Origin of the sequence: Streptomyces sp. A0642, assembly GCF_004795105.1 — a bacterium.
In the GTDB taxonomy this organism is placed as follows: Bacteria; Actinomycetota; Actinomycetes; order Streptomycetales; family Streptomycetaceae; genus Streptomyces.
Genome location: NZ_SSBL01000032.1, coordinates 11,972 through 27,389, shown reverse-complemented (window position 1 = coordinate 27,389; position 15,418 = coordinate 11,972). Strand labels below are relative to the sequence as shown.

12 protein-coding genes are annotated in these 15,418 nt (G+C 71.7%); 5 read left to right on the top strand and 7 right to left on the bottom strand.

From position 1 onward, the window contains the following. Positions 1–11: 11 nt before the first annotated feature. The 7 genes from E6R60_RS32345 to E6R60_RS32315 form a co-directional block, all read right to left on the bottom strand. Positions 12–626, bottom strand: a complete 615-nt coding sequence (locus tag E6R60_RS32345) for a hypothetical protein (protein ID WP_136330270.1) — start codon at positions 624–626, stop codon at positions 12–14. Continuing rightward, the gene (locus tag E6R60_RS32340; protein WP_136330269.1) at positions 623–949 is read right to left on the bottom strand and encodes a hypothetical protein; all 327 of its coding nucleotides are present in this window, start codon (positions 947–949) and stop codon (positions 623–625) included. Before E6R60_RS32340 ends, E6R60_RS32345 begins: the two co-directional genes overlap by 4 nt. Further along, on the bottom strand, positions 933–6,116 hold the full coding sequence (locus tag E6R60_RS32335) for a caspase family protein (RefSeq protein WP_168713710.1): 5,184 nt from the start codon (positions 6,114–6,116) through the stop codon (positions 933–935). The genes E6R60_RS32340 and E6R60_RS32335 overlap by 17 nt, the downstream gene beginning before the upstream one ends. 89 nt (positions 6,117–6,205) lie before the next feature. Continuing rightward, the gene (locus E6R60_RS32330) at positions 6,206–7,432 is read right to left on the bottom strand and encodes an amidohydrolase family protein (RefSeq protein ID WP_136330267.1); all 1,227 of its coding nucleotides are present in this window, start codon (positions 7,430–7,432) and stop codon (positions 6,206–6,208) included. 64 nt (positions 7,433–7,496) lie between these two features. After that, on the bottom strand, positions 7,497–8,774 hold the full coding sequence (locus E6R60_RS32325; RefSeq protein ID WP_136330266.1) for an amidohydrolase family protein: 1,278 nt from the start codon (positions 8,772–8,774) through the stop codon (positions 7,497–7,499). A gap of 17 nt (positions 8,775–8,791) precedes the next feature. Next, a complete protein-coding gene (locus tag E6R60_RS32320; RefSeq protein ID WP_136330265.1) occupies positions 8,792–9,676 on the bottom strand; it encodes an SDR family NAD(P)-dependent oxidoreductase in 885 nt (294 codons plus the stop codon). Then, a complete protein-coding gene (locus E6R60_RS32315; protein WP_136330264.1) occupies positions 9,673–10,473 on the bottom strand; it encodes an acetoacetate decarboxylase family protein in 801 nt (266 codons plus the stop codon). Before E6R60_RS32315 ends, E6R60_RS32320 begins: the two co-directional genes overlap by 4 nt. 112 nt (positions 10,474–10,585) lie before the next feature. Between E6R60_RS32315 and E6R60_RS32310 the strand changes: the two genes are divergently transcribed. The 5 genes from E6R60_RS32310 to E6R60_RS32290 all read left to right on the top strand — a co-directional run bounded on the left by E6R60_RS32310 (position 10,586) and on the right by E6R60_RS32290 (position 15,414). Beyond that, entirely contained in the window at positions 10,586–11,302 is a 717-nt protein-coding gene (locus tag E6R60_RS32310) for a TetR family transcriptional regulator (RefSeq protein WP_136330263.1), read from the top strand. A 29-nt stretch (positions 11,303–11,331) separates the two neighbouring features. Beyond that, complete coding sequence (locus E6R60_RS32305) at positions 11,332–12,336, top strand: DEDDh family exonuclease (protein ID WP_136330262.1); 1,005 nt, start codon at positions 11,332–11,334, stop codon at positions 12,334–12,336. 64 nt (positions 12,337–12,400) lie between these two features. Next, the gene (locus E6R60_RS32300; RefSeq protein WP_136330261.1) at positions 12,401–12,634 is read left to right on the top strand and encodes a hypothetical protein; all 234 of its coding nucleotides are present in this window, start codon (positions 12,401–12,403) and stop codon (positions 12,632–12,634) included. 71 nt (positions 12,635–12,705) lie between these two features. Further along, positions 12,706–13,509 (top strand): SURF1 family protein, encoded by an 804-nt coding sequence (locus E6R60_RS32295; RefSeq protein WP_136330307.1) that lies wholly within the window; start codon positions 12,706–12,708, stop codon positions 13,507–13,509. A 93-nt stretch (positions 13,510–13,602) separates the two neighbouring features. Beyond that, a complete protein-coding gene (locus E6R60_RS32290; RefSeq protein ID WP_136330260.1) occupies positions 13,603–15,414 on the top strand; it encodes a glycoside hydrolase family 15 protein in 1,812 nt (603 codons plus the stop codon). Positions 15,415–15,418 lie beyond the last annotated feature (4 nt).

Here is a 15,418-nt window from a genome sequence, read left to right as displayed (position 1 = left end):
TGCCGCCGTGCTCAGCATGAGGCCGCCGGAGCCAACGAGCGGACATCCCGCGCCGGGATGCGGCGCAGCGCCTTCTGGCCGCGGGCTTTGAGCGTCACCGCTTCGCGGTCGCTCAGTATCAGCTCACCGCAGGTGGTGCCGGCCGCCGTGGAGACGACGACAGTCGGGCCGGCCGGCTTGGCCTCCTTGTCCGCTGCCGCCGGCACGACCCAGGTCACCGCGATGGCCGCGACGACCGCGATGAGGCCTGTGACTGAGCGGCGGCGGGCAGAGGTCAGTACATCCTGGGTGTCCTCGACCTCGTCGAGTACGGCGCTCAGCAGCTGGTCGCCGGTCAGCCAGGTGCCGCGCCCCAGCTGCCCGTGCGCGGCGCGTACGGCGGCCAAAGCGCCGGTCAGCAGCAGGAGGAACGCCAGGACGAGCAGGCCGGCCGTGGTCCAGCGCCATGCGGTGGTCATGCCTGCGACGCTCTCCGGGCCCTTGAGGACGAAGACGACCGCGACGAGCCCGGTCAGGGCGGTGAGCCCGTTGCGCCAGCCTTCGGCCTGCTTACGGACGGCGGTGAGCTGCTCGAGCTGGAGCTGCTGGCCGAGCTGCGCGAAACGCTTCCTGGTCAGGTCGGTCACGGCACCGGCACGTCCCAGAAGGCCCCGCAGCCCGTGTCGGGGGATTCGGAGGGCCGGTCCGGATGCGGGAACCCGCACTGGCAGTAGACCAGGATGCTCCCCGTGAGCTTGTCCGGAGTCTTCCTTCGGCCGAGCAGCCGTCGGCCGCCCTTGTACGGGCCGAGCAGTCCGTACGTCACCCGGAACACGCTGCTCGCACGGCAATTCGGGCACAGACCGGTGACTGTGTACCAGCGACCGTCGGCGGAACGTACGACGGCGGGGTTCCCGGCGGGCGCGAGCTGTTGTTCGCGGAACGGTGTCAGATCATGCGCGGGCGGCATTCGGCTTCCTCTCCTGTGACGGGTCGCGGTACGGCACCGCGGGCGGGGTCGGTGCCGGGTCGGCGGGGTACGTCTCCGGCAGATCCAGGCCGAACACCCCCGCATACAGGCGCAGCCGCTGCACGACCTGTTCCGTGGTCCATTCCAGCTCCCGTGCGCTGACGGCGATCCGCTCGCCGGAGATCGGCCCGGCGAGGGCCGGGGCGCGGCCGGTGTACTCCTCGGTGAGCAGGATCAGGTCCTGCCACATCGGGATCTCGGAGAACTCGGGCCGCTCGACGAGCAGTTCGACTCCGAAAGTACGGTAGACAGCGAGGCGGTCCCAGGCCCGGTCCACCGGCCAGCCGAAGCGGGCGGCGACCCGCAGGAGGTCGAGGGTGCCGACGGGCCGGTCGCCGGCCAGATCGTCGAGGAACATCGCCGCGTCGTGCTGTGTCGGACGCCACCGCGCCCACTCCGCCCCGTCGACGTCGTCCCGGGGGGTCCAGGGGCTGCCGAGCGCGGCGAACCGGCTCAGCTCCCGCACGCTGTCCCCGAGCGTGCCCTCCCGGCCCCGGGCGTGCTGCGCCAGCCTGCCCACACTGGGCACCGCCAGCCAGCACACCCCCTCCGGTGTCGACACGCAGCCGGCTTCCACATCCGCCGCGCTGACGTGTACGTCGGCCAGATGCTCGGGCAGCGGCCCCATCGAGGGCTCGATGCCCACCAACGGGGCCAGTTCGGCGAGTTTCGCGTACACCACCCCGAGCGGAAGGCGGCAGGCCGAGGCCGCCAGTACGGCGTAGGGGGAGTCGAGACGGGTCGGGCCTCCCGCGTCGCCGAGCCAGGAAAGCCCCCATGACCACGGCATGAGGAGCCTCATGTCGTCCTGCGGAACGCCGAGCCAGCGCTCGACGAGTCCCGCGGCTGCGGCGTCCACGAGTCCCGACTCCGCCAAGCCCGTCAGCGCCGCCGTGATGGCGGCGGTGTCCGCCTGGGAGGTGCGCACGGCGACGGCGATCTCGGAGAGCGGAGCAAGATACGAGGACGAGGACGGACGGGCCGCGTACAGCTTGTAAGTTTCGCGGGGCACGGCGGGATCCGCCACCAGCGCGGACTCCAGCTTGGTGAACCTCCTGTCCTTCAGCCCGTCCAGATCCGGCAGGTCCAGATCCATCGACGCGAACCACGGCGCGAAGCGCTCATGCACCTGCCCCACCGTCGTCGACGCCCTGGCGGCGGCCATGGCCCAGAACCGTGCGGTCGGGCCGTGCCCGACCCAGTACGCGCGCCCGAACGCGTCCTCCACCTCGCCGTACATCCCAGCCGCTCCGGCGAAGCCCCCGAGTGCGGCCATCGGGGCGTCGGCCGGGAGCCCGAGCCATCCGTACCGCTGGACGGTCTGGTCGAACTCCTCCCGCGTCGGCGGCTCGTCGAGCCGAAGCCCTCTTCTGTGCCCGGCGAAGGCGGGGTGCAGCCGCAGTACCTGCATCTCCCGCTCCGTCGCGATCGCGTCCGGGTCTGCAGGAACCCTGTCGAGCGCCCAGTCCAGTGGCGCCAGCGGCAGTCCGGCGCCGACAAATCTGGCGGCCCGTGCCAGAGCCTCGCGCCAGGGAAGCCCGGCCTGGACGGAGAAGTGGTTCAGCACGGACAGCACCTCATCGGGTTCCGGCTGCTCGTCCCCCGTCTCCGCCACCCACATGCTGATCAGCGAATCGGTGAATCTGCTGCTGTCCCCGAGCAGGGCGCAGTCCACTGAATCGAGTTCCACCGCGTGCGCGGCCTCGAGGTCGGGGACCGAGGGAACGCGCACACCGACGATGGCATATCTGCGCAGTCTGCCGAGCAGCCCGGCGAACGTCGTGGGCGCGTCGCCCTGCTGCGGCACCACGGCCTCTTCGAGCGAGACGCCCCTGCCGTACTCCTTCGTGGACATCCGGCTCTCCCACGGCACCGGCCGCGGATATCCCACCAGCGATTCCGGGGCCGGCACGTCCACCCAGCGGTTCTCCACGGGTATGCCTGCCGCGCGCAGGGCGGCCACCCGCCATGCCACCAGGCCGGGCACCGCCGACTCCAAGCCGATGTGAAGGTACTCCGAGGACTTCTCACCCCTGCGGAGCGCGATGTCCATCGGCAGGCAGCCGATCTCACGCAGCGCGACCCCCGCGCCCTGGTCCCATCCGGTCGTACTGGCCAGCAGCGCATTGCTCTCCAAAAGCTTCGCGACCAGCGTCGGCGCGCCGCCCCGGTGACTTCCCGCGAACTGCCACAGCCACTCCATGCTGAACCAGCCAGGCATCTCCATCTGCCCGGCCAGTTCGCGGATGTGACCCGCCGCCCAGCCCTTGTCGTACGAGAGGATCTTCGTTCTGCTGGTGTTCAGTTCCGGCAGGTGCGTCTCCCTCAGATCGATGACGCACCCGAACATCGATTCGTCCCGGCGGCCGGCGAGCGTGCTGAACGACGCGCCGGGCGGCGCGTCGACGGTGCCCGTGGGTGTCCAGATCCCGTCGACGAGCAGGCAGCCGGAGCCGGGAACCCACCACACGTTCCGATCGGCCCGGACCGGGCTCGTGTGGTCCCCGTCGTAGTAGAGGACGTTCTCCTCCCACCTCTTCACGACGCCGTCGGCCCGCTCGACACGCAGGGGGAAGTCGCACAGCCATACGTACTTCGCCAGCTCCTGCGCGGCGTCGAGCGAGTCGCTGTTGAGGTAGAGCCGCACCCGCGTCCCGCCGCCCGGCTGGGAGGCGTCGCTCTCCTTGATACGGAAGAGACTGCCGCTCGACGCGATGTCCACCCGCAGCCCGCGGCTGGACTCCGGTCGGCCGAACTCGTCCGTGACCCGGGTCCAGATGCTGATTTCGTCGGCCAGCATGAAGTAGCTGAACACCCCGATGCCAAAACGGCTGTTGGGGAAGAGTCTGAGGCTCTTGTCCACGGCTCTCCAACGAGCCTGTTCCCTCCGGTACTCGCGGGACTGCTCGAACCGCCGGCCCGCTCGCGCGAACGTACTGCGCAGGGCGGTCTGGCCCATGCCCACGCCGTTGTCCTCGCACTCCACGTACGGGCGGCCGTCGGAATCGGTTCCCTGGCGGAAGACGATCTCGCCGGACCAGTCCTGGGCGATCCCTCCCTTCGCCCTGCCGTACCGCACCCGCGCCTGGCGGTAGCGACAGGCGTCCAGGGCGTTCTGGTAGAGCTCCCTGAGGGCGAGCGTCCGGTCGCCGTACAGCTGGGAACCCATGAGGAGCTCACGCATCTCGTCCTCGGCGAGGCTGAAGCGCATCAGTGGCAGACCGTAGGCGTCGCCGCGGTCGGCGGCGTTGTACTGAGGCCGCAGCTTGTGACAGGTGACGCGTTCGGGAAGGTGGAAGAGGAGGCCCGGTGTCTCGCCCGCCGCCAGATGCTGCTTGATGTGCTGCACGGCGTCGTCGGCCCAGCCGGTCAGCGTCTGGAGTGCGGCGTGCACGGCCGGGTGCGGGCAGGGCAGATCCAGGTCGATGCAAGTGCCGAGGCGGTCACGGGACCAGCGGAGTTCCTGGACGCCGGCCACGGCCTGCGCGGGTACGAGGCCGTCGGTTACTCCGATGTTGTCCACCATGACACCCGACATGTCCCGGAGGTCTCCTCCGAGCAGCCCCGCCAGGCCGATCAGCCAGGAAAGTTCGCGCGCCCGCCACCGCTCGGAGGGGCCGGTACGGGGCACGAGCTCCCCGGGCCGCTGCGGCTCGTCGGCCGGCTCCCGCTCCCCGGCGTACGGCTGCGCGGGGGCGACGGCGGTCTGGCGGCAGACGCGCAGCAGCCCGTCCATGCACTCCGCGAACCGGGCAGACTCCTCGCTGGTGCCGAGCATGACGGAGGCCAACGGGCCGAGCAGGCCCGGTGCGTAGGTGTCCCAGAGTCCTTCGCGGCCGAGGACGTGGCGGTGCATGAGCCAGGCGGCGATGCCGTCGGCCTCCTCCGTCCTCCCCCTGCTAGCCAGTTTCCGGCCCTTCCGCCAGATCAACGGGTGGGCGGCGAAGGTGTGTTCCAGGTCGATCCTGGCCGCGTCCGCTCCGAGATCGCCCGTCGCGGGGTCGAGCCGGAAGGGCTCGGTGGCCACCGCCTCCTTGACCCCCATGGCGAACACGGCCTCGCGGACGAAGGGCGCGGCCATGAGCACGGCGAACTCACAGGGGTCCAGCAGCGGGCCGCCCTGCGTCACCGACGGAGCCAGCAGCGCGCGCAGGCCGGTCTTGAGCACACGGACCGGGTAGTCGTCGTCGGCCCAGGGATCGGAGACCTCCGCCAGCGCGAGGGCCCTCAGCCGGGCGCACTCCAGGGTCAGCCGGGTCAGCGCCTCCTGGAGCTCGCTCCGCCGCTCCTCGCCGCACTGGACGGCGGCCCACAGTTCCGGGTCCCGCACCGCCACCGACCACTCCTCCTGGAGCGTCCGCCCCGAGCAGAGCTCGACCCCGGAGATCGCGCCGGGGCCGCTCGGCGCGTACTGCGGGTTGGGCCGCTGCTCGTGCTGGGCGGCGCGGGCGAACTCGGCGGTTCTGCGCACGGTGTGGGAGATGACGTCGGCGACGGTCCGCGGCGAGCTGTCCGAGGCCAGGGCCTCCGCGAGGGCGCGGGTGAAGTGGCTGCCCGCGTGGTCGTCCGAACCGCAGGTCTGGCCCGCCGCGCAGCCGAAGACGACTGCCACCCGGTCCCGCCACGACGGGAAGTTGGTGGCGGGGCCGCCGGAGGACCCCGTCGCTTCGGTCTGCGCGTCGCGGCAGGCGTCGACGGTGAGCAGGACGGTGCCTGCCTTGCAGCCCTTGAGCAAGGTCGTCAGATCGAGACCGATCAGGCTGTCGGCGTCGACGTGGGGAGGGTCGGTCGACCAGTTGAGCTGTGCTTCGGAGGGCACGAGGTAGTCGGAGCCGTCCACCGACAGCCCGTGGCCGGTGAAGTGGATCAGTACGGTGCCGCCCTCCGGGGCCGTGCAGCAGACCCGGCTGATGGCGCTGATGATCCGGGACCGCAGCGCGGGACGCTCCGGGGCGAGCCCCAGGGTCTCCACGCTGTAGCCGGACGAGCGCAGTGCCGCGTCCATCAGCTCCACGTCCTTGACCACCGCAGCCGTCAAGTCCGGGAAGTGGTCACTCAGTTCGTACTGCGGCACCGCGATGAGCAATGCCTGTCTACTGACGCCCATGGCCGTTGTCGCCTCCCCGTCAGCCCGTTCGGTGCGGATCACCATGCCACAGACGGCCCGCCGGTCCGACGGGTTCGGCGACTGCCGTGTCACCAGACGCGTACCGACCCGCCCGGTGCGAAGGCGGGGCTCGTCGCGTCCGCCGGGACCTCCTTCAGGGGTTCGGCGATCTCCTCGACCGTCGGGCCGACGGTCGCCGCGATGCGGTCGAGGGCGGGCAGGTCGAATCCGTAGACGCGGGCGGCGTTCCCACCGGTCATGGCCGCGATCTCGGCCTGCGGCAGTCCGGCGTACGCGATCCGCAGGGCTTCCCGGGAGTACGGGGCGGTGCCCTCGTCGTGCGGGTAGTCACTGCCCCACATGATCTTGTCGAGGCCGATCCGGTCGCGCAGCGGCACCTCGTGCGGGCGCATGAAGCTGGCGCCCACGTAGCAGTTGTCGCGCCAGACCTCACTGGGGCTCGCGCCCATCGAGGCGGCGAGCCCGGCGCCGAACCTGGACTCGGCGGTCGCCGCCCGGGAGGCCGCCGCGACGAGCCGCCCGTGGTAGTAGTCGAGCATCTCCACGACGCCCGGGATCCAGCCCGACCCCTGTTCGGTGAGGACCAGTCTCAGCCCCGGGTGGCGGCGGAAGGCTCCGCCGAAGACCAGGTGCCACAGCGCGCGGTGCGAGAACCACGTGGTCTCCACCATGAAGACGGCGCGGGCCGCCGGTTCCTCGCCGAGCGGCGGGGAGGCCGAGCCGCCGTGGTGGTTGACCGGTACGCCGAGCTCCGCGCAGACCGCCCACAGCGGGTCGTACACCTCGGAGTACAGCTCCGGGATGCCGCTGCCCGGGGGTGCGCCGGGCAGCAGGATGCCGCCGGTGAGGCCGGCTTCCCTGGTGCGGCGGATCTCGCGGACCGCCTCGGCCGGGTCGTTGAGGAGGATCTGCGCGACGCCCGCCCGCCGGCCGGGCGCGGCGGCGCAGAAGTCGGCGAGCCAGCGGTTGTGGGCGCGCAGGCCGGCCCAGCGGTGTTCGTACTCCTGCCGGGAGGGCGCCGGGGCCATCAGGGAGGCGGAGGGGAAGAAGGGCGGGATGGTGTTGGGGAAGACGACTTCCGCGACGATGCCGTCGGCCTCCAGTTCGGCGAGGCGGCGGTCCGAGTTCCAGTTGAGGTCGGCGGTGTCGGCGAGCAGGTCCTCGTACGGGTTGACGTAGGCGGCTGCCCAGGCGTCGAAGTCGTCGTGGTGCCTCGACTCCAGGTAGGGCCGGTAGTCGAGGAGGTCGGCGCCGGCGTGGCAGTCGGCGGAGATGACGGTGTAGCGGTCGGTCATGACGCCCCCTGGCTCAGCCCGTCGTGGTCGGTCATGACGTCCCCCTTCGGCACGTCGCGGTCGGTCATGACGTCCCCAGGACCGGGAAGTCGTGGTCGGTGAGCCAGTGCCGGCCGGCCTCGCGGGAGCGGGCCCAGGACGCCTCGACCGCTGCCTGGTCGGTGCTCTGGCCCAGATCGGCGGGGGTGGGACCGATGCGGGCGGCCAGCGGGGAGAGCTTGTCCGTGTCGAAGCCGAAGACCTCGGCCGCGGCGAGGCCCAGCATCACGAGGGTCTCGGCGACGGGGATGTCGTGGAAGGTGTCGCGCAGCCACGTCGCGGTGTTGGGCCAGGTGCCCTCCGGGTGCGGGAAGTCGCTGCCCCACAGGATGTTGCCGACGCCGATCTCGTACCGCTGGGCCAGCTCACGGCGTTTGGTGTTGGTGGCGCAGATGAACACCTGCCGGTCGAGGTACTCGTGCGGGGGGCGCTTGAGTTCGGCGAACGGGGACAGCTTCTTGCCGCCGTGGGCGCCGAGGTAGAGCCGGTCCATGAACCACAGGAGGTTCGGCAGCCACCAGCAGCCGGACTCCGCGACGCCGAACCTGAGCCCGGGGTGCCGTTCGAAGGCGCCCGACCAGAGGAGGAACCAGAGCGGGCGGGAGGGCCACCAGGTGACTTCGGATACGTAGATGCCGAGGTGGTCGCCGTACTCGTGGCGGGGCGCCGCGCCGGAATGGGTGACGACCGGCATGTCCGTCTCGGCGGCGGCCGCCCACACGGGGTCGTAACGGCGGTCGTGGTAGGGGGCCTTGCCGACCCACATGGAGGGGATCATCAGGGCGCCGAGACCGGACTCCTTCGCCCGGTGGATCTCGGCGACGACCCGGTCGGTCTCGCCGGTGACGGGCAGCAGGGCCACCCCGCAGTGGCGTTCGGGGTGCTGCGAGACGAAGTCGGCGAGCCAGCGGTTGTGTGCCTGCGCCCCGGCCATGCCCAGCTCGGGGTCCTGGTCCCCGGAGAGGCCGAGGCCGACCCCGAAGGGGGCCGCGGTGCGGCTGTCGACGGCGTCCGCGTCGGGGAAGACGACCTCGGCGGCCACGCCGTCGCCGTCGAGCTCCTTGAGGCGCTGTCCGGCGTCCCAGCCCCCTCTCAGCCCCTCCTCGTTGTCGTGGAACCACTTGTCGGCGAAGGCCTCGTTGCGTACGCCGAGTCGGGTCATCTCCTCGCGACGGCGGTCACGGCCGGCCAGGAAGTCGTCGAACGCGGGGTGGAAGCGGCGCTCCAGGTAGGGCCGGTACTCCTCGGTGGGCAGTCCGGCGTGGCAGTCGGAGGAGATGATCAGGTACGGGTCGTCGGTCATCGCGGGGTCCTGTCTCCTCAGTCGAGTACGAAGCTCTCCAGGTACGACGGATGGGAACGGTCGAGCATCGACTGCGCCCGGGCGCGGATCTGACGGTCGCTGTGCTCGCTGTCGGGCAGCATCCAGAAGCGGTCGGCGCGTATCCCGTCCACGACGGTCGCGGCGACGTCCTCCACCGGGGTGAACTCCACCTCGTGGCCCGCCGCCCTCATGGCGCTCTCCCACTGGCCGAGGCTTCGGTACGGGGTCCGGCGCGGGCGCTCCTTGGCGTACCGCTCGGGCCGGTTGCGGTGCGATTCCCACAGTCCGGTCCGCAGCATGTGCGGGCCGGGGAAGAGGACCGAGGCGCCGACCGGGGCGCCCTCCGCCCGCAGGTGCGCGTACAGCGACTCGGTCATCGTGACGACGGCGGACTTGGTGACGGCGTACACGGAGGCGGTGGGCAGCGGGGCGATCCCGCCGTCGCCGGACGAGGTGTTGACGACGTGGCCGGGGGCGCCGCCCTCCAGCATCCGCGGCAGGAAGGCCTGGATGCCGTGGAAGACGCCCCACACGTTGACGGCGAAGGCCCACTTCCAGTCGTTCGGGTCGTGCTCCCACATCCGGCCCTCGGCGCCGGAGCCGACCCCCGCGTTGTTGCACAGCACGTGCACGGCCCCGAAGGCGTCGTACGCGGTGTCGGCGAGCGCGGTGACGGAGTCGCGTTCGCCGACGTCGACGACCGCGGCGAGCACCCGCGCACCCTCGCGGCGCAGTTCCCCGGCCGCCTTGTCGAGCGCGGCCTCCTCCACGTCGGCGAGGACGACCTTCAGCCCCTCGGCCGCGAACCTCCGCGCCATCGCGAGCCCGATGCCGCTCGCGGCACCGGTGACGACGGCGGTCTGGCCCTCCTGAAGCCTCATCGGACGCTCCCTCCCGGCGGGCCGTCGTGGATCTGCTGCGGATCGTCGTAGCGCTGGTGGATGTACGGCAGGAGCGCGTCGGCGCTCACCCGCTCGACGGCCCGGCCCCGCTGGTCGCTGGTCTTCTCGCCGATGGCGAGGTCGAGGACGCGGAGTACGGGAAGGTCGGCGACCGGGTCGTACATGGATTCGCGCAGCACCACGTCGCCGGTGATCCGCTCCAGCCTGCGGACTCTCTCGTGGCGGGTGCAGTGGATCAGAACGGGGCCGGAGTCGAAGCCCTCCCCGTCCGCCGACGGCAGGAACTTGAAGTAGAAGTCGAGCTTGGTGGCCGGTGCGGGCAGCGGCAGCGGTTCGGTGACGGCGCCCCGGACCTCGACGAAGGCGATGCCGTGGCGGGCGAGGGAGGCGTGCACCACGAGCCCTTCGCGCTCCACACGCACCTCGCCGAGCTTCTTGGGCTCGCCGAACACCTCGCGGCCGCCGGTCAGGGCCCGTTCATGGGTCATCGGCATGACGAGGGGATACCAGCCCTCGTGCCCGTCGTGGACGGCGGCGACGGCGACGGAGCCCGCGCCGAGGGGGTAGCCGGGGAGATCGACCTTGCTGATACCGGCCCGGACGAGCGGGCGTGCGGAGGGTTTCAGGGGCGGCGGGAGGACGGCGGCCACCGCGTCCGGGTCGCTCTCCCAGACGGCGGTGACGCCGGTGGACCAGATGTCGGGAAGCCGGGAGCGGGCCTCGCGGGCCGCCGCGATCTCGGCCTCGGTGCGCGCGCCGTACCGTACACGTGCCATGCGGTGCCACCCTTCTCGGTTGTCCGTGCCGGGTTCTGTAACACAGTTACACCGGAGCTCGTGAAGGGTGAAGAGCCGTGCGTGTAACGGAGTCGAGAGGTCTGGAGGAGCTGTGGCTCGATCGCCGCTGACGCGTGAGGAGGTCCTCGCGACCGCTGCCGGGCTCGTGCGGCAGCACGGTCCGCAGCACCTGACCATGCGCAAGCTGGCCGCGGAGCTGGGCACCGCCGTCACCTCGATCTACTGGCACATCGGCAACCGCGAGTCGCTGCTGGACGCCCTCGTCGAGCGCACCGTCCGCGAGATGGGCACCCTGCGCCCCACCGGCCGCACCCCGGCCACCCGGATCGTGTCCGTGGCCCGCGGGCTCCGCCGGGAGCTGCGCGCCCGGCCGCATCTGATCGCCATGGTCCACGAACGGGGACTGACGGAACGGATGTTCCTGCCCGCCCAGCGTGCGCTGGTCCACGAGGTGCACGCGGCCGGGCTGCGCGGCGCCCGGGCGGCCGCCGCCGTGCGGGCGGTGCAGTTCCACACCGTCGGCTTCCTGCTCGTCGAGCGCAACCGGGAGCGGTCCCCCGTCCAGTCGCCCGGTGAGGGTGAACTGTGGTCGGCCTCCTCGCCGGGCGACGACCCGGCCCTGGCCCGCGCCCTGGCCCGGCCGGCCGACCCGGAGCGGCTGTTCGTCACTTCCCTGCGGGCGCTGGTGGACGGGCTGCTGGGCGGCCCCGCGGGAGGGGCGGCCGGTCACCCCGCGCGGGGTGCGGTCCCGCCTCGGGGACGGTCCCGCGCGCGAGGTTCGGCCGGGGCCGGGCCGACGGCCGAATAGGGGACTGTCGGTGTCGGCCCGTATTCTCTGTGACCATGCTCGACGACCGCCAGACCGCAGCACCGTGGCCGACCGCCTACCCGCAGGGGTACGCGGTCGTCGACGTGGAGACCACCGGCCTCGCACGGGACGACCGGATCATCTCCGCCGCCGTCTACCGCCTGGACGCCCAGGGCAACGTCGAGGACCACTGGTACACCCTCGTCAACCCGGAGCGCGATCCCGGTCCCGTCTGGATCCACGGACTGACGAGCGACGTCCTGGAAGGCGCCCCGCTCTTCCCCGAGGTCGCCGCCCAGCTCTCCGAACGCCTCGCCGACCGGGTGCTCGTCGCGCACAACGCCGCCTTCGACTGGTCGATGCTGGCCCGGGAGTACGCACGGGCCGCGGTCGTCGCCCCGGTCCAGCAGCGGCTGTGCACCATCGCGCTCTCCAAGGAGCTGCGGCTGCCGCTGCCCAACCACAAGCTGGAGTCGCTGGCCGCGCACTTCGGCGTGGTGCAGGAGCGCGCGCACCACGCGCTGGACGACGCCCGCGTGCTGGCCGAGGCGTTCCGCCCGAGCCTGCACGCGGCGGCGCGGGACGGGGTGCGGCTGCCGCTCCTCGAGTGCCGCCCGCTGACCGAGTGGTCGGACTCGCCCGTCACCCCGCGGATCGGCTACCAGCCCTCGTACGGGACGCAGAACAGCTGGCGCCCCTCGCGCAAGCGCCCGGCCTGCCCGCATCCGAATCCGGGACGGTACGAGAAGGACAAACCTCTCATGCAGGGCATGCGGGTGGCGTTCTCCGGGGACACGTCGGTCGACCGCGAACTCCTGGAGGACCGGGCCGTGGAGGCGGGGCTCCACGTGGCGACGAGCGTCTCCCGGCTGACGAGTCTGCTTGTCACCAACGACCCGGACGCGACGACGTCGAAGACGGTGAAGGCGAAGTCGTTCGGCACCCCGATCCTGGACGAGAGTGCCTTCACCCATCTGCTGAGGGATGTGGCCGCGGCAGCGAAGGTGCCGTCGCCGACGCGGTCATCGGAGTGAACCGAGGGCGACTCGCCCGCCCGCCGCTCGCCCGTCGCCGCCCCGGCGTCCCACCCTGTGGCGCATGGCACGTTGCGAGGTATGCGGAAACGACTACGGGATGTCCTTCGAGGTGCACGCGCAGGGCGCGGTGCACGTCTTCGACTGCTTCTCCTGCGCCATCCACCGGATGGCGCCCATCTGTGAGCACTGCCGGGTCCAGGTCATCGGCCAGGGCGTCGAGGTCGACGGCCACTGGTTCTGCGGCGGCCACTGCGCCCGCGCGGAGGGGAAGGTGGGCATCGTCGACAAAGTCTGAGCACCGGGCGCCGCGCCCGGGGCCCCACCCCCTCCGCAATGCACCCCATGACGCAGTTGTACCGTCATGGGGTGTACCGCTTCCTGTTGACCCGGCAGTGGCTGATTCTCGCCCTCATCGCCCTCGTCCTGATTCCGACGATGGTCGAGCTGGGTTTCTGGCAGCTGCACCGGCATGAGCACAAGGTCGCGCAGAACGCCCTGATCTCGCGGAACCTCAAGGCGAAGCCCGTTCCCGTCGCCGGGCTCACCTCTCCCGGTCATGTCGTTCCGCGCTCCGACTACTGGCGTGCGGTGACGGCCACGGGGACGTACGACGAGAAGCACGAGGTCGTCGTCCGGCGCAGGACCGCCACCGACGGCAGCATCGGCGTCCACGTGCTGATCCCGTTCGACCTCAAGGGCGGCGGCACGGTCATGATCAACCGCGGCTGGGTCCCGTCCGCCGCCGACCAGCACGCCTTCCCCGACGTACCGGCCGCGCCCAGGGGCGAGGTGACCGTCACCGGACGTCTCAAGGCCGACGAGACGACGGGCAGCAGCGGCATCAAGGACCTCGCCGACCTGCCGGACCGCCAGGTGATGCTGATCAACAGCGCCCAGCAGGCGAAGCTCCTGTCCCGCCCGGTGCTCGGCGGCTACATCGAGCAGACCGGGCCGGAGCCGAAGGGCGGCACCCCCGAGCTGATCGAGGCCCCCGACGCGGGCTCCATCGGCCCGCACATGGCGTACGCCGTGCAGTGGTGGCTGTTCGCCGCCGGCGTCCCGGCCGGCTTCGTGGTGCTGGCCCGCCGGGAGAAGCGCGACCGCGTGGCGGCGGCCGCAGCCGCCGAACAGGCCGCCGATGCGGCGGAGCCCGAGCCGGCGAAGGCCTGACGGCACGTCCGGGCCGACGCCCACCGGGTGACTCCCGCCTCTCCTGACACGGTGGCTGCTTAGCAAGGGCTCCGCGCGGGAAAAGGCCAGAACGTGACCCCACGCATCGAGGACTACGCCCTCATCGGCGATCTCCAGACAGCCGCCCTGGTCGGCAGGAACGGTTCTGTCGACTGGCTCTGCCTGCCCCGCTTCGACTCGGGCGCCTGCTTCGCCGCGCTGCTCGGCGACGAGGACAACGGCCACTGGCGCATCGCTCCCAAGGGCGCGGACACCTGCACCCGGCGCGCCTACGTGGGCGACTCCCTCGTCCTGGAGACGTTCTGGGAGACCCGCACCGGCACGGTCAAGGTCATCGACTTCATGCCCCAGCGGGACCAGGAACCCGACGTGATGCGGATCGTCGAGGGGATCAGCGGCACCGTCGACATGTCCTCCGTGATCCGGCTGCGCTTCGACTTCGGCTCGATCGTGCCGTGGATGCGCCGCTCCCAGGGCCACCGGGTGGCGGTCGCAGGCCCGGACTCCGCCTGGCTGCGCAGCGAACCACCGGTCAAGACGTGGGGCCAGCAGTTCTCCACCTGTTCCTCGTTCAGCGTCTCCGCGGGCGAGCAGGTGGCCTTCGTCCTGACCTGGCACCCCTCGCACTCGCCCCGCCCCGATCTCGTCGACCCGCACGAGGCGCTGGAGAACACCCTGGCCGACTGGACCGAGTGGTCGGCCCGGTGCAAGTACCAGGGCCCCTACCGGGAAGCGGTGATCCGTTCGCTGATCACCCTCAAGGCGCTCACCTTCGGCCCGACCGGCGGCATCGTGGCGGCCCCCACCACCTCGCTGCCGGAGGAGATCGGAGGCGTACGGAACTGGGACTACCGCTTCTGCTGGCTGCGGGACTCCACCCTCACCCTGGGCGCGCTCCTCTCGGCCGGCTATGTGCAGGAGGCGGCCGCGTGGCGGGACTGGCTGCTGCGTGCGGTCGCCGGGGACCCGGCCGACCTGCAGATCATGTACGGCCTGGCGGGCGAGCGACGGCTCCCCGAGTCGGAGCTTCCCTGGCTGCGCGGCTACGAGAACTCCGCCCCGGTCAGGATCGGCAACGCCGCCGTCCGGCAGCGCCAGCTCGATGTGTACGGGGAGGTCATCGACTCCCTCCGGCTGGCGCGGGACGCCGGTCTCGACGACAAGCCGCACGCCTGGAGCCTCCAGCTCAGCCTGCTCGGCTTCCTGGAGTCCACGTGGCGCGAGCCGGACGAGGGGCTGTGGGAGATCCGGGGGGAGCGCCGCCATTTCGTGCACTCCAAGGTGATGGCCTGGGTGGCGGCCGACCGTGCGGTGCGCAGCCTGGAGGAGGACCCCTCGCTGTCCGGCGACGCGGACCGCTGGCGGGCGATGCGGGACGCGGTGCACCGGGAGGTGTGCGAGCGGGGGTACGACCCGGTGCGCAACACGTTCACCCAGTCGTACGGGTCACAGGACCTGGACGCCGCGACGCTGCTGATCGCCCGGACCGGCTTCCTGCCGCCGGACGACCCCCGCGTCATCGGGACGGTGGACGCCGTACGGGAGGAGCTGGGCAGCGACGGGCTGGTGCGCCGCTACAGCACCGACGGCACCTCGATGGACGGACTGCCGGGTGGTGAGGGCGCGTTCCTCGCCTGCTCGTTCTGGCTGGCGGACGCGTTGCGGATGACCGGGCGCGCCGACGAGGCCAAGGAGCTCTTCGAGCGGCTGCTGGACCTCCGCAACGACGTGGGGCTGCTCGCCGAGGAGTACGACACCGCGGGCATGCGGCAACTGGGCAACTTCCCACAGGCGTTCAGCCACATCGGACTGGTCGGGACGGCGGTCGCGCTGGCCGAGGCACAGGCCGTCGAGGACACGGCCCGGGGTGACGCGGCAGGATAGGGCC

Bases quoted from the DNA above. Each gene is read 5' to 3' on its own strand.
- E6R60_RS32340 (WP_136330269.1), bottom strand. From the start codon at position 949: ATGCCGCCCGCGCATGATCTGACACCGTTCCGCGAACAACAGCTCGCG.
- E6R60_RS32300 (WP_136330261.1), top strand. From the start codon at position 12,401: ATGGCACGTTGCGAGGTATGCGGAAACGACTACGGGATGTCCTTCGAG.
- E6R60_RS32325 (WP_136330266.1), bottom strand. From the start codon at position 8,774: ATGACCGACGACCCGTACCTGATCATCTCCTCCGACTGCCACGCCGGA.
- E6R60_RS32320 (WP_136330265.1), bottom strand. From the start codon at position 9,676: ATGAGGCTTCAGGAGGGCCAGACCGCCGTCGTCACCGGTGCCGCGAGC.
- E6R60_RS32335 (WP_168713710.1), bottom strand. From the start codon at position 6,116: ATGGGCGTCAGTAGACAGGCATTGCTCATCGCGGTGCCGCAGTACGAA.
- E6R60_RS32330 (WP_136330267.1), bottom strand. From the start codon at position 7,432: ATGACCGACCGCTACACCGTCATCTCCGCCGACTGCCACGCCGGCGCC.
- E6R60_RS32315 (WP_136330264.1), bottom strand. From the start codon at position 10,473: ATGGCACGTGTACGGTACGGCGCGCGCACCGAGGCCGAGATCGCGGCG.